Source organism: Candidatus Tenderia electrophaga (genome assembly GCA_001447805.1).
GTDB classification, from domain to species: domain Bacteria; phylum Pseudomonadota; class Gammaproteobacteria; order Tenderiales; family Tenderiaceae; genus Tenderia; species Tenderia electrophaga.
Genome location: CP013099.1, coordinates 1824249 through 1844527, shown reverse-complemented (window position 1 = coordinate 1844527; position 20279 = coordinate 1824249). Strand labels below are relative to the sequence as shown.

Below are 20279 nucleotides of genomic sequence, written 5' to 3'. Positions count from 1 at the left end.
CATCAGGCCACCCGTACCATACACACAGCCGGACATGCGCCCGCACGTCCTGCCTTACGCCTGTTGGATGCGCTGCCAGCGGCCGTAGACCTCGGCCACCACCGCATCAATACTCAAATCCGAGGTATCGATGCTCACCGCGTCGGCGGCGGGGACCAGGGGCGCGGCAGAGCGGTTTTTGTCGCGTGCGTCACGCTGCGCCAGCTCATCCAAAAGGGCCGATAGATTAGCATTAAGGCCCTTTTCCTTCAACTGTTTATAGCGCCTGCGGGCGCGTTCTTCCAGGCTCGCGGTGAGAAAGATCTTGAGTCGCGCATCCGGGAAGATTACCGTGCCCATATCACGCCCGTCGGCGATCAGGCCGGGCGGGCGCAAAAAGGCGCGCTGGCGCTGATACAGGGCGTCGCGCACTGCCTGCACCGCCGCCACGCGCGAGGCGTCATTACCTGCCTCTTCACTTCGAATAACGCTGCTAACCTCTTCTCCCTCCAGGAAAATATGGGTTTCGTCCGCATCCTCATCGGCGCCGAATTCCACATCCAGATGGGCCGCCAGGGTGGCCAGCGCCTCTTCGTCATCAAACGCGATGGCGTGGTTGCGCGCCGCCAGACCCACCAGGCGGTACAGTGCGCCGCTGTCGAGAAAATGCCAGTGCAGCTTGTTGGCCAGCAGGCGGCTGATGGTGCCCTTGCCCGAGCCGCTGGGGCCGTCGATGGTGATGACGTCGGCGTTGTGTTCTTGCTCACTCATGCAGTTAGGGATCCAGATTGCTGATTTTGAGCCCGGCGCGGGCGGCCAGGTCGACAAAACCGGGAAAGGAGGTATTCACATTGGCGCAGTCGTTGATGACAACCTCGCCGCGCGCCCTAAGCGCCGCCATGGCGAAACTCATGGCGATGCGATGATCGCCGTGGGCATCCACCTCGGCGCCCTGCATGGGGCCGCCCTGGATGACAATGCCGTCCGGCGTCGCTTCGGCCTTGATGCCCATCTTCACCAGGCCGTCGGCCATCACCTGAATGCGGTCGCTCTCCTTCACGCGCAGCTCCGCGGCGCCGCTGAGCACGGTTTCGCCCGTGGCACAGGCCGCGGCCACGAACAGGGCCGGGAATTCGTCGATGGCCAGAGGCACCCATTCCTCCGGGATGCGGACGCCCTTCAAGGCGCTGGAGCGGACCCGGATATCGGCCACCGGCTCGCCGCCCACCTCGTGCTCATGGAGCACCTCGATATTCGCACCCATGAGACGCAGAATATCAATAACACCCGTGCGCGTTGGGTTTACGCCGACATGCTCAAGTAAAATGTCAGCATTTTCCGCAATCGCCGCGCCGACCATAAAGAAGGCCGCGGAGGAAATATCCGCCGGCACATCGATAGCCGTCGCACTGAGCCTGCCGCCGCCGCTGAGGCACGCGGTGGCGCCGTCGCGCAGCACGTGGTAACCAAAGCCCTGCAGCATGCGTTCGGTATGATCCCGGGTGGGCGCCGGCTCGGTCACCCGGGTCTCGCCCGCGGCATACAGCCCCGCCAGCAGCAGGCAGGATTTCACCTGAGCGCTGGCCATGGGCAGGGTGTAATCGATGCCCTTCAAGCGGGCGCCGCCATGCAGATATAAAGGCGGCGTGCCGCCTGCGGCGGTATCGATGTTCGCCCCCATCAGCGCCAGGGGCTCGGTCACGCGGCGCATGGGGCGTTTGGAGAGCGAGGCGTCGCCCACCATCTCCACATCGAAATCCTGCCCCGCCAACAGGCCCGCCATCAGCCGGATGGAGGTGCCCGAGTTTCCCAGATCCAGTGGTCCCTGGGGCGCCTTCAGACCGTGCATCCCCACACCGTGGATCAGCACCCGGCCCGCCTCGGGACCGTCGATTTCGACCCCCAAGGCACGGAAGGCCTTCAGGGTGGCCAGACTGTCCTCACCCTCGAGAAAACCGCTCACCTGGGTCGTCCCCTCAGCCAGGGAGCCGAGCATGATGGCACGGTGCGAAATAGACTTGTCGCCCGGCACCCGCAGGTCGCCATTCAGGCTACCGCCCGGGTAGACCACAAAGCGAATATTATTAGAAGACATAAATTATATTTTTCACTAAGTTATATGCTATTTTTCAAGTTGATCCACAAACCTGCCGCGGGCCGCTTTGGCGCGCGTGAAGAGCGCCGCCAGGGCCTCACCGTCACCCCGGCGCACCAGCTCGGTGAGTTTTTCCAGATCGGCCCGATAACGCTCCAATACCGCCAGCAAGGCCGTCTGATTGGCAAGACAGATGTCGCGCCACACCACCGCATCGCTGGCGGCGATGCGGGTGAAATCGCGGAAGCCGCCGGCAGCGAAGCGGAAAATTTCCTCGCTTTCGTCCATGGACACCAGGGTATCCACCAAGCCGTAGGCCAGCAGATGGGGCAGATGGCTGGTGGCGGCCAACACTTCGTCGTGGTGCTCCACGCCCATTTCATCCACAAAGGCACCTGTCGCCTGCCACATGTTACGCACGGCCTCCAGCGCCGCGGGCGACGAGCTCGCCAGCGGGGTCAGGATCACCCGGCGGTTGCGGTAGAGCTCGGCAAACGAGGCCTGCACCCCGCTCTGCTCCGTCCCCGCGATGGGATGCCCCGGCACGAAACCGGCCGGCAGCGTGCCGAAGGCGGTCTGCGCCGCCGCCACCACACTGGCTTTGGCGCTGCCGGCGTCGGTGACCACGGTATCGGGCCCCAGGTGCCCGACCATGGCGCGGAAACAGTCCTCCATCGCCCCCAGCGGCACGGCCAGCAGCACCACGTCCGCGCCCTGCACCGCTGCGCCGATGTCGGTGGTGAAACGGTCGATGACGCCGAGCTTTTGGGCGTCCTGCAGGTGGGCCTGGTTGCGGCTGCAGCCGACGACTTCACCCACATGCCCCACCTGTTTAAGCGCGCGCGCCAGGGAACCGCCGATGAGGCCGACGCCGATGATGGTGAGTTGGCGGATCATGAAGGAATTCCCTTTTTATGAATCGCCTCTGGTTTATAAATCCCCGCTAGTTTATAAATCCCCGCTAGTTTATAAATCCCCGCTAGTTTATAAATCCCCGCTAGTTTATAAATCCCCGCTAGTTTATAAATCCCCGCTAGTTTATAAATCCCCGCTAGTTTATAAATCCCCGCTAGTTTATAAATCCCCGCTAGTTTATAAATCCCCCCTAGCCCCCCTTTTGCAAAGGGGGGGATGCTTCGGGGGTGCTCCCGCGCTATTCGCCTGCCCCCTTGTTCCCCCCTTTGCAAAAGGGGGGCTAGGGGGGATTTAACAGCCGCTGCCACCAAACCAAGCACGAAATTCCATCCCCTCGCGCTTAGAGATCCCGCCCAATCACCTGCGCAATCCCGCGCAGCTCACCCATCAGGGTATTGAGCTGATCCGGGCTCAGCGCCTGGTCGGCGTCGCACCAGGCCTCGGCCGGACGCGGATGGACCTCGATCAACAGCCCGTCGGCCCCGGCGGCGATGGCGGCGCGTGACAGTGACGGCACCATCCAGGCCTTACCCCCGGCATGACTGGGATCAATAATCACCGGCAGGTGGGTCTCGCGCTTGAGCACCGGAATGGCGGTGACATCGAGCATATTCCGATACGCGGTTTCGAAGGAGCGCACGCCGCGCTCGCAAAAGATGATGTTGTGGTTACCGGCGGCGGCGATGTACTCGGCCGCCATCAGCCATTCGGAAACGGTGGCCGACATGCCGCGCTTGAGGATCACCGGCGTCTGCACCTTGCCCACTTCTTTGAGCAGGTCGAAGTTCTGCATGTTGCGCGTGCCGATCTGGATCACATCCACCTTGTGCTCGAGGAAAGTGTCGAGCATGCGCACGTCCATCAACTCGGTGACGATGGGTAAGTTGTGCTTACGCGCCGCATTCTGGAACATCTCCAAGCCTTCCACGCCCACCCCCTGGAAGGTGTAAGGACTGGAGCGGGGCTTGAAGGCGCCGCCGCGCATTAGCCGGCAACCGGCCGCCGCGACCGCATCGGCGGCCTGGTTCATCTGATCCGCGGTTTCCACCGAACAGGGGCCGGCGATCACCTGGACCCGATTGCCGCCGATGGGCACGCCACCCACATCGATCACGGTGTCGCCATCATGGGAGTCGCGCGACACGATCTTGTAGGGCTTCATCACCCGCACCACATTCTCGACACAGGGCAGGGCCTCGAGGATCTCCTTGTCGATCTTGCTTTCGTCGCCGATGGCGCCGATGACGGTGCGCTGGATACCCTTGGAGACATGAGGCTCCAGGCCCATGTCGCGGATCTTAGCCTCGACGGAGCTGATGTCTTCGTCGCTGGAGTTGGAACGCAGAATTATAATCATGCTTGCTTACCTTAAAAAGTTCGAAATGCTGCTGGGCTATACAACCGCCGCCGGATACGAGCCGAGCACCTTCAATACCGATGACCGATCGGCCAGAACGTCCAGCGCGGCGGCCACATTAACATCATCCTTGTGACCCTCGATATCGATGAAAAACACATATTCCCACATAGCCCGCCGCGACGGCCGCGATTCGATACGGGTCATGGAGATCCCGGCGTCGGCCAGCGGCTTGAGCAGATTGTTCAAACCACCGGGGCGGTTGGGCGTGGAGACCAGCAGCGAGGTCTTGTCCTTGCCGCTGGGGGCCGGGGACTGGCGCCCGATGACGAGAAAACGGGTGGTGTTGTCCGGCTCGTCCTCGATATTGCAGGCGATGCTGTTCAGCGCGTACAACTCGGCCGCCGCCATGGAGGCGATGGCCACCACGGCCTCGTCCGCGGCGGCCATCTTGGCCGCCGCGGCATTACTGTTGACGGCAATGCGCGGCACATCCTTGAGATTCTCGTCCAGCCATTCGCGGCACTGGGCCAGGGCCTGCTGATGGGCGTAGACCGCCTTGATGCCGTCCAAACTATCCCCCTTGGCGAGCAGGCAATGATGAATGCGCAGCTCCACCTCGCCGCTGATTTGCAGCGGCGAATTGAGAAACATGTCCAGGGTGTGGTCGACCACCCCTTCGGTCGAGTTCTCGATGGGCACCACGCCGTAGTGGGAAAAGCCGGCCTCCACGTCGCGGAAGATCTCGTCGATGGCGCCGTGGGGCACGGCGGTCACCGAATGGCCGAAATGCTTCAACGCGGCGTCGTGGGTATAGGTGCCCTCGGGCCCGAGAAAGGCGATGCGCATGGCTTGTTCCAAGGCCAGGCAGGCGGACATAATCTCACGGAACAGGCGCGCCATCTCCTCGCCGGACACGGGACCGGGATTGCGTTCGATGACCTGGCGCAGGATCTGGGCCTCGCGCTCGGGGCGGTAAAAGTCCGCCTCGGTGTGGCCCGATTGCGTCTTGATCTGGGCCACCGCCTGGGCACACTCAGCGCGCGCGTTGATCAGGCGTTGGATCTGCTCGTCGAGCTCATCGATGCGCTCACGCACCTGGTCCAGGCTGGTGTATTTGTTAGCCATCCCCGCTTACAGAACCCTGACCGACAATACGCCCTGAATGGATTTGATGCGCTCAACCACCGAGTCGGGGATCTCGCCTTCGATATCGGCCAGGGTATACGCCACCTCACCCTTGGATTTATTGAGCAGGTCGATGATGTTCAGGCCGGCCTCGGCCACGGCGGTGGAAATCTGCCCCACCATATTGGGCACATTGGAGTTGGCCACTGCCAGTCGCGCGCCCTCGCTATAGGGCATGACCACCTCGGGGAAATTGACCGAGTTGACGATATTGCCGTTTTCGAGAAAATCGCGCACCTGTTCCGCCACCATGACGGCGCAGTTGTCCTCGGCCTCTTTGGTGGAGGCGCCCAGATGCGGCAGGGCAATGACACCCGGCTGGCCCTTGAGGGCATTGGTCGGGAAGTCGGTAACGTAGGCATAGAGTTTATTCTGCGCCAGCGCGGTACACACCGCGTCGTCGTCGACGATGCCGTCACGGGCGAAGTTGAGCACCACGGCGCCTTGCTTCATCATGCCGATGCGCGCGGCGTTGAGCATGTTGCGCGTACCCTCCACCAGCGGCACGTGGAAGGTGATAAAGTCGCAGCGCGACACCAGATCGTCGACGCTATGGGCCTGTTCCACATTGGCTTCCAATTGCCAGGCACTACGCACAGTGATCTGTGGATCATATCCAATCACCTTCATGCCCAGACTCAAGGCCGCATTGGCGACACGGATGCCGATGGCGCCTAGACCCACCACACCCAGTGTGCGACCGGGCAGTTCAAAACCGGCGTATTTCTTCTTGCCCGCCTCCACCAGCTTGCTCAGCTCGGCGTCATCTCCGTCGAGCTTGTTGGTGTAATCCCAGGCCTGGCAGAGGTTGCGGCAGGCCAGCAGCATACCGGCCAGCACCAGCTCTTTGACTGCGTTGGCATTGGCGCCTGGGGCGTTGAAGACCGGGATGCCGCGCTGGCTCATTTTATCGACGGGAATGTTATTCACACCGGCGCCGGCGCGTCCCACCGCCTTCAGGGTGTCCGGGATCGCCATGTCGTGCATCTTGAAGGAACGCAGCAGGATGGCGTCCGGATGCTGGATCTCCGAGGCGATCTCGTAGTTGTCGCGCGGCAGGCGTTCCAGGCCGGTGACCGAAATGTTATTCAGCGTTAGGATTTTATACATATAGCCCCCTTTATCCGTGCTTGCGTTCGAACTCCGCCATAAACTCGATCAGCGCATCCACACCCGCTTCCGGCATGGCGTTATAGATGCTGGCGCGCATACCGCCCACGGAGCGGTGCCCCTTGAGCGTCTGCAGGCCGCGCGCGGAGGCCTGCTTGAGGAACTCCGCATCAAGTTCGGCATTGGCCAGGGTGAAGGGCACGTTCATCCACGAGCGACTCTCCGGTTCCACCGGATTGGCGTAGAAATCAGAGTTGTCGATGGCGGCGTAGAGTTTCATCGCCTTGTTGCGGTTGATCTGCGCCATGGCCTCCAGGCCGCCCTGCTGTTTCAGATGGGCGAACACCAGGCCCGCCAGATACCAGGCATAGGTGGGCGGCGTGTTGTACATGGAACCGGCCTCGGCGTGAGCGGCATAGTCAAACATGGTCGGCGTGCCGTCGAGGGTCTGACCGATCAGGTCATCGCGCACGATCACCACGGTCAGACCGGCGGGTCCGATGTTTTTCTGCGAACCGGCATAGATGACACCGAACTTGGACACATCCATCGGACGCGACAGGATGGTGGAGGACATATCCGCCACCAACGGTACATCACCGGTGTCGGGAATGTAGTTGAACTCCACCCCACCGATGGTCTCGTTGGGGGTGTAATGCACATAGGCGGCATCGGGATCGAGCTTCAGCTCACTCTGCGCCGGGGCGCGGGTGAACGTGCTGTCTTCCGTGGTGGCGGCCAGGTTGAGTTGGCAATAACGCTTGGCCTCGGCGATGGCCTTTTTCGACCAACTGCCGGTATTGACGTAATCGGCGCCTTGCTTGCCGCGCAGCAGGTTCATGGGCACCATGGCGAACTGGCTGCTGGCGCCGCCCTGCAGGAACAGCACCTTGTAGTTGTCGGGGATGGCCATCAGCTGGCGCAGATCGGCCTCGGCCTGTTCGGCGATGGACATGAACTCCTTGCCGCGGTGGCTCATTTCCATCACCGACATGCCGCTGCCCTGCCAGTCCAGCATCTCGTCCTGAGCTTGCCGCAATACCGCTTCCGGTAACATGGCCGGGCCGGCACTGAAATTGTAGATTCTGGTCATAATTTCCCTCGTTGCTGTATGCGTTGCTTGAAGGCCGAAAAGACACTCGACCGCCGTCCCGGTCTTGCCGGCGCGGTCTGCGCGAGTCTTTGTCAGCCGGCTCTATTGTTCTTCGATGATAGCGTCTTCTTCCTGCTCGACGATCTTTTCCACGCCGATCAGACTTTCATCCTCAGACAGCCTGATCAGCCGCACGCCCTGGGTGTTGCGACCCATGCAGGAGATATCGCCCACCGGTGTACGCACCAGGGTGCCGTGATCGGTGATCAGCATCAGCTCGTCATCACTGCACACCTGGGTGGCGCCGATGACCGCGCCGTTGCGCTCGCTGGTCTGGATCGAGATCACGCCCTGACCGCCGCGCCCGTAGATGGGATAATCCGCCACCGGGGTACGCTTGCCGTAGCCCTTTTCGGTGACGGTCAACACATCGCCCTCGCCCACCTTGATCAGCGCGATCACCTCCTGACCCGGGCCCAGCTTGATACCTTTGACGCCGCGCGCGGTGCGCCCCATGGGACGCACGTCCTTCTCATTGAAACGCAGGGCCTTGCCGGCGCTGCTGAGCAACATAACGTCATCACTGCCGTCGGTGATGTCGACGCCCACCAGACAGTTGTCGCCGAGCAACTCCAGGGCGATGATGCCGTTGGCGCGCGGCCGCGAGAAATCGGTCAGCGGCGTCTTTTTCACCGTGCCATTGCTGGTGGCCATGAACACGAAGTTGCCCTCTTCGTAGGCGCGCACCGGCAGCACTGCGTTGATACGCTCACCCTCTTCCAGCGGCAACAGGTTGACGATGGGCTTGCCGCGCGCGGTGCGCCCGGCCTGGGGCAGTTCGTAGACCTTCTTCCAGTACAGCTTGCCGCGACTGGAGAAGCACAGAATGGTGTCGTGGGTGTTGGCCACGAACAGCTTGTCGATAAAGTCCTCATTCTTGACGCTGGCCGCCGCCCGCCCGCGACCGCCGCGCTTTTGCGCCCGGTACAGGGTCAGCGGCTGGGCCTTGACGTAGCCGGCGTGGGACAAGGTCACTACCACGTCCTCTTCCGAGATCAGGTCTTCCAGGGTCAGGTTAAGGCGCTCGGCGACGATTTCACTGCGGCGCTTGTCCTGATACTGCTCGCGGATCTCCACCAGCTCCTCGCGAATCACCCGCATCAGCCGCTCCGGATTGGAGACGATGTCGAGCAGGTCGGCGATGCGTTCCAGGATCTCTCTGTATTCCGCGGTGATCTTGTCCTGTTCCAGGCCGGTGAGGCGGTGCAGGCGCAGATCCAGGATGGCCTGGGCCTGGGCCTCGGACAGGCGGTAACCGCCGTCCCCCAGACCGAACTCCTTGGGCAAGCCCTCGGGGCGGGACATGTCGGCATCGGCGCGTGACAGCATCTCGGTGACCACGCCGGGCTGCCACGGGCGACCCATCAAGCCGGCCTTGGCCTCGGCCGGGCTGGGCGAGGCCTTGATCAGGGCGATCACCTCGTCGATGTTGGCCAGCGCCACCGCCAGACCTTCCAGAATATGAGCGCGTTCGCGCGCCTTGCGCAGATCGAAAATGGTGCGCCGCGTCACGACTTCGCGACGGTGGCGGATAAAGGCCTGCAGCATCTGCTTCAGGTTGAGCAGCTTGGGCTGGCCGTCCACCAGGGCCACCATGTTGATGCCGAAGACGTTCTCCAGCTGGGTGTACTGGTAGAGATTGTTGAGGATCACCTCGGCGGTCTCGCCGCGACGCAACTCGATCACCATGCGCATGCCGTCCTTGTCGGACTCGTCGCGCAACTCGGTAATGCCCTCGACCTTCTTTTCCTTGACCAGCTCGGCGATCTTCTCCAGCAGATTGGCCTTGTTCACCTGATAGGGCAGCTCGGTGATGATGATGGTCTGCTTATCCTTGGCCTCGTCGATCTCGATCTCGCTGCGGGCGCGCAGATAGATGCGGCCGCGACCGGTGTAATAGGCCTCGTGGATGCCGCGCGCGCCGTTGATGATGGCGGCGGTGGGAAAATCGGGGCCCGGCAGGTGTTCCATCAGCCCGGCGATGTCAATCTCCGGATCGTCCACCAGGGCGAGACAGGCGTCGATCACCTCGTTGAGATTGTGCGGCGGGATGTTGGTGGCCAGGCCGACGGCGATGCCGGCGGAGCCGTTGATCAACAGGTTGGGGATGCGGGTCGGAAAGACCGAGGGCTCGGTTTCGGTCTCGTCGTAGTTGAGGACGAAATCGACCGTCTCCTTTTCCAGATCGGCCAGCAACTCATGGGCGATCTTGGCCATGCGCACTTCCGTATAACGCATGGCGGCGGCGGAATCGCCGTCGATGGAGCCGAAGTTACCTTGGCCGTCCACCAGCATGTAGCGCAGCGAAAAGGGCTGGGCCATGCGCACGATGGTGTCATAGACGGCGGTGTCGCCGTGGGGATGATATTTACCGATCACATCCCCGACGACACGGGCGGATTTTTTGTAGGGCTTGTTCCAATCGTTACCCAGTTCGCGCATGGCGTAGAGCACGCGGCGATGGACCGGTTTCAGACCGTCTCGCACATCCGGCAGAGCACGCCCCACGATGACACTCATGGCGTACTCCATGTACGAGTGCTTCATTTCCTCCTCGATGGTGATCGGGAGAACTTCTTGAGCAAAATCAACCATGGATTATTTGTTAGTGCCTTTCTTTGTCAAAATACAGCGCAGTCTGCAGCCGCAAAAATCCAACCCCGCCGGGCTACAGCCCCTAGATATAAAGGAGCGAATTTTAGCACACCCGGCCCCGGCTCGGCACCTTTTTGTCGCTGTAAGCCCTTTGGATTGCTAGGAAAAACACCCTCACCGGCGGGTGAGTCCCGGCTCGGCAAAAACAGGGGCTGGCCCACCTTTCTCACCGCCATAGACCGGCGGCGTGAACCGAGTGTCATTGGCGGGTCGATCCAATATTCTCGTTAGATCGTGCTTCATCAGTATCAATCAGACACATCACAGCCCTTGGCCGGCCGGGGAGAAAATGCAGGCTAGGCCGCCATCATGGCCTGCATTTTCTCCAGGGTCGGCGCCGCCACCACCCCCTTCTCGGTGACGATGGCATCGATCAGCGCCGCCGGTGTGACATCGAATGAGGGATTCCAGGCATGGGCAGCGGGCGGCGCGAGGCGCGTACCGCCCAGCGTCAGCACCTCATCCTCGGCGCGTTCCTCGATGGGAATGTCGGCGCCGCTGGTAATGTTCATGTCCACCGTTGTCGTGGGCGCCACCACCATGAATTTTACGCCGTGATGGCGCGCCGCCACCGCCAGCGAATAGGTGCCGATCTTGTTGGCCACATCGCCGTTGGCGGCGATACGGTCGGCGCCCACAATCACCCAGTTGACCTTGCCCTGCTTCATCAAGGTGGCGGCCGCCCCTTCGGTGATCAAAGTAACGGGGATGTTGTCTTCCACCAACTCCCAGGCGGTCAGGCGCGCCCCCTGCAGCCAGGGCCGGGTCTCGCTGGCGAAGACATGATCGACCCGACCGGTGCCGTAGGCGGCGCGGATCACCCCCAGGGCGGTGCCGAAGCCGCCGGTGGCCAGGGAGCCGGTGTTGCAATGGGTAAGCACCGCGCCGGGGGTGTCAATCAGGGCCGCGCCCAGTTCGCCCATGCGATAGTTGGCGGCGATATCCGCTTCGTGGATGCGCCGGGCCTCGTTCAGCAGGGCCGGCGCCGGGTCGCCGTCTATCCCCGCCAGCTGTGTCTTCATACGCTCCAGGGCCCAGAACAGATTGACCGCGGTGGGGCGCGATTCTGCCAGCACGCGAAAGTCTTCTTCGATGGCGTTTTTCCAGTGCTGCGGCGATTCGGCATAGCGGTCGCGCGCCGCCAGCACCACGCCGTAGGCGGCGGTAACACCGATGGCCGGGGCGCCGCGCACCACCATGTCGCGAATCGCTTCCGCCACGCCCTTGGCATCCCTGAGCAGCACCCATTGTTCCAGACGCGGCAACAGGCGTTGATCCAGCAATTTCAACCCCGCGTCGCTCCATTCAACCGCCCTGATCCTGTCGTGGTGCCGCATGGAAGTGTTCTCCGTCACTAAAAAACTCTGCGATGATACCGATTATTGCGATCCAGGCCAAAACCTAAACTCACAGCCGCAGCCGACCGATATCAAGCATGAAATGAATAAAATCAGCACACCAAACTATTTGCTCGCCGCAGCGCTGATCCTGGCCTGCCTGCCGGCCTTGGCCGCCACCCCCGGGCTGTGGGACGGCGCCGCCGCCTTGCCGCCGGACTCGCTGCATGTTCCCACCGAGGAGATGGCGCCGGAGTCGTTCGAATACGTGCCGCTCAGCCCTATTCACTTCGACAGCGGCAAGGCCACGATTACGCACCAGGGCCAACGTTCGCTGGACGCGGCGGTGGACTATCTGCGACGCCACGCCAATATCAAACGCATCCTGGTGGAAGGCCATACCGACGAAGTGGGCGGTAAAACGTATAACGATGGACTCTCCGACCGGCGCGCCCGCATCGTGCGCAATTACCTGACCGTCAAAGGCATCGACCCCGAACTCATCAACCTGATCGGCAAAGGCGAATACCATCCGGTGGACCAGAACTGGACCCGAGACGGGCGCCGGCGCAATCGTCACGTCTCCATTTACGCGGTTCACTGGCAGCGTTAAACCGCCCGGGAGCCTGTCGGATTCCGGATGCCTGGGCAGCGGCCGCTGGTCCACTGCCTCGCCACCATCGCCCTCGGTTATACTCCCGTCTGGTTCATTTAAAGGCTGGAGCGCCATGCAGCACATCGACACCCTCATACACGCCCGATGGATTATCCCGGTAGTGCCGGAGCACAGCTGGCACGAAGACCATGCCCTGGCCGTTCACGACGGCACCATCATCGACCTGCTGCCGGCCGCCGAGGCGGCGCGGAAATACCGGGCCGACGTGTCACTCCATCTCGAACACCACGCCCTGATCCCGGGACTGATCAACACGCATACCCATGTGGCCATGTCCCTGTTTCGCGGTCTGGCCGACGACCTGCCGCTGATGGAGTGGCTCAATCACCACATTTGGCCCGCCGAGAGGCGTTGGGTCAGCCCCGATTTCGTCCATGACGGCAGCCGTCTGGCGCTCGCCGAAATGCTGCGCGGCGGCACCACGTGCTTCAATGACATGTACTTCTTTCCCGATGAGACCGCCCGGCTGGCGGCGGAAAATCACATGCGCGCCAGCATCGGCATGATCCTGATCGACTTTCCCACCGTGTGGGCCGCAGACGCCGACGAGTACATCCGTAAAGGGCTCAAGCTGCACGACGACTACCGCAACCATCCGCTGATCAAGACCACCTTCGCCCCCCACGCACCCTACACCGTCTCCGACGCACCGCTGCAACGCGTGGCCACCCTGGCCGAGGAGTTGGACGTGCCCATCCACATGCATGTCCACGAAACCGCCGACGAAGTCGCCGCCAGCGTCGAGCAACACATCATGCGTCCGCTGCAGCGCCTGGACACACTGGGGCTGGTTTCGCCCCGTCTCTTGGCCGTGCACATGACCCAGCTGGACGACGACGACATCGAATTGATGGCCCGACTGGGCGGCCACGTGGTGCATTGTCCCGAATCCAACCTCAAGCTGGCCAGCGGCTTCTGCCCGCTGGACAGGTTGCTCAAGGCCGGCATCAACGTCGCCCTGGGCACCGACGGCGCCGCCAGCAACAACGACCTGGACATGTTCGGCGAAATGCGCAGCGCCGCCCTGCTGGCCAAGGCGGTGGCCGGTGACGCCAGCGCCGTCCCCGCCGCCACCGCCTTGAGCATGGCCACCATCAACGGCGCCCGGGCCCTGGGTATCGATGCCGAGACCGGCTCGCTGGAGATCGGCAAGTCCGCCGATCTGGTGGCCGTGGACCTGGGCGGGCTGGACAGCCAGCCGCTCTACAACCCCATCTCCCAACTGGTCTACGCCACCGGCCGCGACAAGGTGAGCGACGTCTGGATCGCCGGAAAGCATGTCGTCAAGGATGCTACACTCACCACCATGGACGAGAACATGATTCGGCATAAGGCCGTCGCCTGGGGCGAGAAGATCCGGGCCGCCGACGAACAGCAGTAGAGGGAATCACCATGAACACAGCCTCAGCCAATGTGGACCAGGCGGAAGTCAACAAATTCGAACAACTGGCCGCACGCTGGTGGGACCCCAACAGCGAATTCAAACCCCTGCACCAGATCAATCCGCTGCGCCTCGACTACATCGACAAGCGTGCCGCCCTGGCGGGCAAGCGCGTCATCGACGTGGGCTGCGGCGGCGGCATCCTGGCCGAGAGCATGGCCAAGCGCGGCGCCGTCGTCACCGGCATCGACGCCGGCCAGGCAGCGCTGACGGTGGCCAAGCTGCACGCCCTGGAGGCCAATGTGCAGATCGATTACCAACAGACTACCGCGGAGGCCTATGCCGCCGAGCACGCCGGCCAGTTCGAGGTGGTCACCTGCCTGGAGATGCTGGAACACGTCCCCGATCCCGCCGCGGTGATCCGCGCCTGCGCCGAGCTGGCCCAGCCCGGCGCCGAATTATTCTTTTCCACCATCAACCGCAACCCCAAGGCCTACGCCTTGGCCATTGTCGGCGCCGAATACCTCCTCAAGCTGCTGCCCAAGGGCACCCACGATTACCGCAAGTTTATCCGCCCCTCGGAACTGGGCCGGTGGCTGCGCGGCGCCGGCCTGGACTTGGTCGAGATCACCGGCATGAGCTATAACCCACTGACGCGCCAGTACAAATTGGGCAAGGACATGGACGTCAACTATCTGGTGCATGCGCGCAAGGCATGACCCTGGTCCGATTCGCGGCGAAAAATATAAAAAAACAGTTGTTTACGCCGATAAACCTGTCATAAGCAAATCATGACCAAGGAACTTCTCAACGTGCGTACCGTGTTATTCGACCTGGACGGCACCCTGGCAGATACGGCGCCGGATCTGGCCGACGCCTTGAACACGGTGCGCGAGCAGAACTGCTTCAGCCCGATGTCCTACGACGTCATCCGCCCGATCGTCTCGCACGGCAGCAACGCCTTGATCTACCTGGGTTTCGAACTTTCTCCCGGCGATGAGGGATTCGACGCCATCCGCGATCAGCTGCTCGATACCTATCTCGAAAACATCGCCAACAAGACCCGCCTCTTCCCTGGCATGGAACAGGTGCTGGACACCCTGGAGGCCAAAGGCCTGAACTGGGGCGTGGTCACCAACAAACCCAGCTGGCTTACCGAACCCCTGCTGCGTCAACTGGGCCTTAAACAACGTGCCGCCTGTATCGTTTCCGGCGACACCACCACCAAGCGCAAACCGGATCCGGAACCCATGCTGTTCGCCTGCCAACTGGCCGGCTCACGTGGATGCGAATGTCTGTATGTGGGCGATGCTGAACGCGACATCGTTGCCGGCCGGCGCGCCGGCATGAGAACCCTGGCGGCTCTGTTCGGTTATATCAGCGAACACGAGCATCCCGACCAGTGGGGTGCCGACGGTATGATCGACCAACCTCAGGACATACTCACCTGGCTCGGCCGCGCGGTCGCCTAAAAACCAGTAGGTACACGTATGGATAACTCAGCCTTTTTCGCCGTCATTCTCATCGTCAGCATCATCGCCACGGCGCTAGGCTTTGTCTTGTCCATGCTCAAATCCCGCCACCAGCTCGATCAACTGAAACAGAAATACATCGACCTGAATGAAAAACTGAGCACCCATCGGAACGACACCCATCAGAAGTTCTCGACGGTGGAGAAGATGCGCGAAGATCTGGAACACAGCCTGTCCTCCCTGACCGAGGATGAGGCACTCGAGGGCACGGACCTATCCGACAAGGAACGCTTCGTCGGCACCCTGCTCAGGCCGCTGCAGGAATCCCTGCTCAGCGCCGACCAGCAGGCCAAACGCGTTCTGCGCGAGGGCCAAAAGGTGCAAAGTCAGATCCAGAAACAACTCGATATACTGCGCGCCCCGCAACAATTGGGGCGCGGCGATCTCAAGCAGATCGCCAGGACACTGGGGGATAACGAGACTCGCAGCCGATGGGGCATCCAGACCCTGAAAAAGCTGCTCGAACTGACTTACATGACCGACCATTACCGCATGCAAGATGTGACTAGCGACGATGCCAAACGCTCATCGCCCTGCCTGATCAAACTGCCCAATAACAGCACCATTGCCGTCGACCCGAACACGCCGTTGGAGGCCTATGTCAATATCTGCCAGGCCCCGGACGCCACGGTCAGGGGCTGGCACCTGGAAAGCCATGCGCGCAAGCTGCGCGAACGCATCATGGAAATGAGCAGTCGCGCTTACCTGTCCCAATACCGGCAGCCGCCCTCGGCGCATATTCTGATGATCCTCAACGATCACTACCTCGCTACCGCGCTGGAGGTCGACAACGATCTGCTGCAACTGGCGCAGCAACACAAACTCATTCTGGCCACGCCCACCGACCTGTTCAATCTGTTCCAGACCGTCTCCTTCGGGTGGCGCCAGCAGGCCTTCTCCGGCGACGCCAAGAAGATCCGCGAGACCGGCGTGCACCTATACAAGCGCTTCGGTACGTTTATCAAATTGATCGCCGAACTGGGGTCGGAGCTCAGCGGCGTGCTCAACAGCTACAACCGCGCCGTGTCGGTATTCGGCGCCAGCGCCGCCAAGGCGGAACAACGCATGCAGGACGGTACCGAAATCAAGGACCCTCTGCCGCGGGATGAACAAACCAAAAAGAGCGCCTGAACAATCCGCCGCCACTTGGCGCGGCAACTCGCAAGCGGGCAAGGACTTCGGTATCCTAGGCCCCTTCTTTGCAACAGCGCCGATCGATACGACATCATGACCCCGGACCAATATTGTCAGGACAAAGCCGCCAAAAGCGGCTCCAGCTTCTATTACAGCTTTATATTTCTGGCGCCGCCTCAGCGCCAGGCCATTACCGCCCTCTATGCCTTCTGCCGCGAAGTGGACGACGTCGTCGATGAATGCAGCGACCCGAACCTGGCCGCCACCAAACTGGCGTGGTGGCGCACGGAAATCGCCGCCCTGTTCGACGGCACACCCACCCATCCCGTCACCCAGGCCCTGCAAACAGCCGTTCAAGGCTTCAATCTGCCCCAGGAGCACTTTCTTGAAATCATCGACGGCATGGCCATGGACCTGGAACAGTTCAGTTACCAAAGCTTCAAGGACCTGAGCCTGTACTGCTATCGCGTCGCCGCGGTCGTCGGCCTGATGGCGGCCGAGATCTTCGGCTATCAAAACCGGCAAACGCTCAAGTACGCGCACAACCTGGGCATGGCCTTCCAACTCACCAACATCCTACGCGATGTGGCCGAGGATGCGGCGCGCGGCCGGATCTATATCCCGCAGGACGAGCTGCAGCGCTTCGGTGTCGCGCAGGACGACATCCTTAATCACCAAATGAGCGACAATGCCGCCAAGCTGATGGCCTTTCAGGCCGAACGGGCGCGCGAGTATTACACCAAGGCCTTCGCCCTGTTGCCCGAAGAGGATCGCTACCGCCAGCGCAGCGGCGTGATCATGGCCGCCATCTACCAAGCCACGCTGGACGAAATCGAAAAGGACAATTATCGCGTCCTGGATCAACGCATCTCGCTGACACCGCTGCGCAAATTCTGGATCGCCTGGCGCAGCGCCCGGCACGAAAAACGCCGCTACCGCCAATGGCGACGCAAGCACTGAACACCGTCGTTGTGGGCGGCGGCTGGGCCGGACTGGCCGCCGCCACCACCCTGAGCCGCTACGGCATGGCCGTGGACCTGTTCGAGTCCGGCAGCGTCCTGGGCGGTCGTGCCCGCTCCGTCAGCAATCAGGATTGGCACATCGACAACGGTCAGCACATGATGTTGGGCGCCTACCGCAACATTCTCGGCATGCTGCAGACCCTGGGCATTCCGGAACACCGCATGGTGAAACGCAAACTGCTGCAGTTTGAAATGCGCAGCGCCCGACAGCAAACCGTCACCCTGCACGTCCACAATATGGCGGCGCCCATGCATCTGCTCTGGGGCCTGATGCGCGCCAAGGGGCTGGACCTGCATGAACGCGGGACGGCGCTGCGCCTGGGCGCCCGCTTGATCAGAAATCGGTTCAGCATCGGCCAGGACCAGCCGCTGGAAAAGTGGCTGCTGCAGCACGGCCAGACCCGCCGTCTGATCCAGTTCCTGTGGCAACCCCTGTGCCTGGCCATGCTCAACACCCCGATTCGAGACGCCTCGACCCAGGTATTCCTGCGCATCCTGCGCAAACACTTCGCACGCGAACGCGAGGACTCGGACCTGCTCTTCATTCTGCCCCGGCTGAGCGATGCCCTGCCACGCCATGCCCGGCACTTTATCGAGGACCACGGCGGTCGCCTGCATCTGCAACGGCGCATCACCGGCTTGGCCATCGCCGCCGGCAAACTGCAGGGCTTTTACTGCGGCGAGGCCTTCCAGCCTTGTGAACGGCTCATCCTCGCCACGCCGCCCTGGAGCACTCAGAAACTGCTCAGCGCACACCCGCAAACCCGAGTCCTGGCCGACACCCTGGCGCAATTTCATCATCACCCCATTTGCACGATCTACCTCCAATATCCGGACAGCGTCAGCCTGGGCAATGACTTGATCGGCCTGGTGGACGGCATCGGCCACTGGGTCTTTGACCGCCGCATCAACGGTCAGCCGGGCTTGATGGCGGTGGTGATCTGCGGTCCCGGCAACCACATGACCCTGGACAACCAGACCCTGGCGCAGGCGCTCATGGAGGAATTGGCGGCGCTGTATCCGCACTGGCCACCGGCCATGCGCTGGCGAGTGCTGCGCGAGAAGCGCGCCACCTTCGGTTGTGACGCGGGCATTCAACAAAAACGCCCCGAGGCCAAGACCGCGGTCGAAGGCCTGTGGTTGGCGGGGGACTATCTCAACACCGGCTATCCGTCGACCCTGGAGGGCGCAGTGAAAAGCGGCATTATGAGCGCCCGGGCGCTATTGGCCGACGACGCGCTCGATGCCGCGATGCGGGCTAGTTGACCAAGCCCCTCAATACGCTCATCAAATCCCCCGCCAACATGCCGCGTTCGCCGCTCAGAGCGAGCTTGTCGGCAGCCGCGGCATGCAGCGCCACCCCCGCCGTTGCCGCCTGGGTCAAGGCCAGGCCTTGCGCCGCCAGGCCGGCGATCACGCCGGTCAGGACATCCCCCATGCCGCCACTGGCCATACCGGGATTGCCGCCGCTGCACAGGGCCAGCGCGCCCCGTTCATCGCCGATCAACGTGCCGGCACCCTTTAATACCACCGTACCGCCATAGCGCTGGCCGAGCTGCGCCACCGCGGCGAAGCGATCCTCGTTGATCGCGCCGCTATCGGTTTGCAACAGCCGGGCGGCCTCGCCCGGATGGGGCGTAAGAATCCACTGGTCGTTGCGACACGGGTCCTGGGCCAGCAGATTCAAGGCATCGGCATCCACCACCAGAGGCAGACCGGCGGCCAGCACCGTCTCAAGCATGGTTCGGGCCCACTCATCCCGGCCCAGGCCCGGCCCCACGGCCACCACGGTGGCGCGCTGCAGGGCCCGGCGCAACTCGGCGGCGCCCGACACCCCGTGCCACATCACTTCGGGCCGAAACGCCGCCATGGCGGCCACGTGCTCGGGACGGGTGGCCACCGTGGTGAGTCCGCTGCCCACCCGCGCCGCCGCCTCCGCCGCCATGCGCGTCGCACCCGCCATGCCGTGGTTACCGCCCACCACCAGAACATGACCGAACAAACCTTTATGGGCGCTGCGCGGTCGTGGCGGCAGGCGCGCGCGCTGATTCAGCCAATCGACGCGCTGCGCCGCCGGGCTACGTCTGGCCAGGGCCGCCGCCGGCACGCCCAGGTCGTCGTAACCGAGCAGCCCGCAATAATCCGGCCCGGCAGCGGTGAACAGCCCCTGTTTGAGACCGATGAAGCTCAGCGTGGCCGCGGCCCGCACCGCCACGCCCATGACCCGGCCGCTGTCGGCATGCAGGCCGGAGGGGATGTCCACCGCCAGCACCGGTAGCCCTGCGGCGTTGATGGCCGCGACGGCATCGGCCCAGCGCCCCGCCACCGGCCGGTCCAGGCCGGTGCCGAAGATGGCGTCGATGATCACCTCCGCGTCAGCCAGCGCCTCGGCCTCGAATTCATTTACCGTCACACCGGCGGCCTGGGCTGCACCCCAGGCGGTCTTGGCGTCGCCCCTCAGTTCAGCCGGGTCGAGCAGGGCCAGCAGTGTCACCTCGAAGCCCTTTTCCTTGGCCAGGCGCGCCACCACATAGCCGTCACCGGCGTTGTTGCCGGCGCCGCAGACCACGGCGACGCGCCCGGCCGCGGGCCAGCGGCTGCAGAGCTCGTCGAACAGGGCGGTTCCGGCCCGGTTCATCAACTCGATGCCCGGGATACCGAATTCCTGGATGGCGATACGATCCAATTCTCTGACATCGGCGGCACGATAAAGCGTGTTAGGTAAGCGGCTCATGGTAAATATTG

Annotated in this window: 18 protein-coding genes; 7 read left to right on the top strand and 11 right to left on the bottom strand. The window is 62.6% G+C overall.

Going from position 1 to position 20279, the window contains the following annotated elements; genetic code table 11:
* Positions 1–54: 54 nt before the first annotated feature.
* From Tel_08500 to Tel_08455, 10 genes are all read right to left on the bottom strand, one after another.
* On the bottom strand, positions 55–750 hold the full coding sequence (locus Tel_08500) for a cytidylate kinase (GenBank protein ALP53194.1): 696 nt from the start codon (positions 748–750) through the stop codon (positions 55–57).
* Between the two features lie 4 nt (positions 751–754).
* Entirely contained in the window at positions 755–2074 is a 1320-nt protein-coding gene (locus Tel_08495; GenBank protein ID ALP53193.1) for a 3-phosphoshikimate 1-carboxyvinyltransferase, read from the bottom strand.
* 27 nt (positions 2075–2101) lie between these two features.
* Entirely contained in the window at positions 2102–2971 is an 870-nt protein-coding gene (locus Tel_08490) for a prephenate dehydrogenase (GenBank protein ALP53192.1), read from the bottom strand.
* Positions 2968–3300: a hypothetical protein gene (locus tag Tel_08485; protein ID ALP53191.1), complete on the bottom strand. Its 333-nt coding sequence runs from the start codon at positions 3298–3300 to the stop codon at positions 2968–2970. The genes Tel_08490 and Tel_08485 overlap by 4 nt, the downstream gene beginning before the upstream one ends.
* A gap of 29 nt (positions 3301–3329) precedes the next feature.
* Complete coding sequence (locus Tel_08480) at positions 3330–4346, bottom strand: 3-deoxy-7-phosphoheptulonate synthase (protein ALP53190.1); 1017 nt, start codon at positions 4344–4346, stop codon at positions 3330–3332.
* A gap of 36 nt (positions 4347–4382) precedes the next feature.
* A complete protein-coding gene (locus Tel_08475; GenBank protein ALP53189.1) occupies positions 4383–5474 on the bottom strand; it encodes a prephenate dehydratase in 1092 nt (363 codons plus the stop codon).
* 6 nt (positions 5475–5480) lie between these two features.
* Positions 5481–6644: a 3-phosphoglycerate dehydrogenase gene (locus Tel_08470; GenBank protein ALP53188.1), complete on the bottom strand. Its 1164-nt coding sequence runs from the start codon at positions 6642–6644 to the stop codon at positions 5481–5483.
* Between the two features lie 10 nt (positions 6645–6654).
* Entirely contained in the window at positions 6655–7737 is a 1083-nt protein-coding gene (locus Tel_08465; protein ID ALP53187.1) for a 3-phosphoserine/phosphohydroxythreonine aminotransferase, read from the bottom strand.
* Positions 7738–7839: 102 nt separating this feature from the next.
* On the bottom strand, positions 7840–10392 hold the full coding sequence (locus Tel_08460; GenBank protein ID ALP53186.1) for a DNA gyrase subunit A: 2553 nt from the start codon (positions 10390–10392) through the stop codon (positions 7840–7842).
* Between the two features lie 356 nt (positions 10393–10748).
* Positions 10749–11789: a methylthioribose-1-phosphate isomerase gene (locus tag Tel_08455; GenBank protein ALP53185.1), complete on the bottom strand. Its 1041-nt coding sequence runs from the start codon at positions 11787–11789 to the stop codon at positions 10749–10751.
* Between Tel_08455 and Tel_08450 the strand changes: the two genes are divergently transcribed.
* The 7 genes from Tel_08450 to Tel_08420 all read left to right on the top strand — a co-directional run bounded on the left by Tel_08450 (position 11788) and on the right by Tel_08420 (position 18800).
* Positions 11788–12402, top strand: a complete 615-nt coding sequence (locus Tel_08450) for a hypothetical protein (GenBank protein ALP53184.1) — start codon at positions 11788–11790, stop codon at positions 12400–12402. The genes Tel_08455 and Tel_08450 overlap by 2 nt on opposite strands.
* 115 nt (positions 12403–12517) lie before the next feature.
* On the top strand, positions 12518–13846 hold the full coding sequence (locus Tel_08445; GenBank protein ID ALP53183.1) for an N-ethylammeline chlorohydrolase: 1329 nt from the start codon (positions 12518–12520) through the stop codon (positions 13844–13846).
* A gap of 11 nt (positions 13847–13857) precedes the next feature.
* Entirely contained in the window at positions 13858–14565 is a 708-nt protein-coding gene (locus Tel_08440) for a bifunctional 3-demethylubiquinone 3-O-methyltransferase/2-octaprenyl-6-hydroxy phenol methylase (GenBank protein ALP53182.1), read from the top strand.
* A 72-nt stretch (positions 14566–14637) separates the two neighbouring features.
* On the top strand, positions 14638–15318 hold the full coding sequence (locus Tel_08435; protein ID ALP53181.1) for a phosphoglycolate phosphatase: 681 nt from the start codon (positions 14638–14640) through the stop codon (positions 15316–15318).
* 18 nt (positions 15319–15336) lie between these two features.
* Positions 15337–16509, top strand: coding sequence for a hypothetical protein (locus Tel_08430; GenBank protein ID ALP53180.1), 1173 nt, complete (start codon positions 15337–15339; stop codon positions 16507–16509).
* A gap of 96 nt (positions 16510–16605) precedes the next feature.
* Positions 16606–17472: a squalene synthase HpnD gene (locus Tel_08425; GenBank protein ID ALP53179.1), complete on the top strand. Its 867-nt coding sequence runs from the start codon at positions 16606–16608 to the stop codon at positions 17470–17472.
* Entirely contained in the window at positions 17454–18800 is a 1347-nt protein-coding gene (locus tag Tel_08420) for a hypothetical protein (protein ID ALP53178.1), read from the top strand. The genes Tel_08425 and Tel_08420 overlap by 19 nt, the downstream gene beginning before the upstream one ends.
* On the opposite strand, the gene Tel_08415 is transcribed toward Tel_08420, so the two are convergent.
* Positions 18793–20268 carry a bifunctional ADP-dependent (S)-NAD(P)H-hydrate dehydratase/NAD(P)H-hydrate epimerase gene (locus tag Tel_08415; protein ALP53177.1) on the bottom strand — a complete coding sequence of 492 codons (1476 nt, stop codon included), beginning with the start codon at positions 20266–20268 and terminating at the stop codon, positions 18793–18795. The genes Tel_08420 and Tel_08415 overlap by 8 nt on opposite strands.
* Positions 20269–20279: the final 11 nt, after the last annotated feature.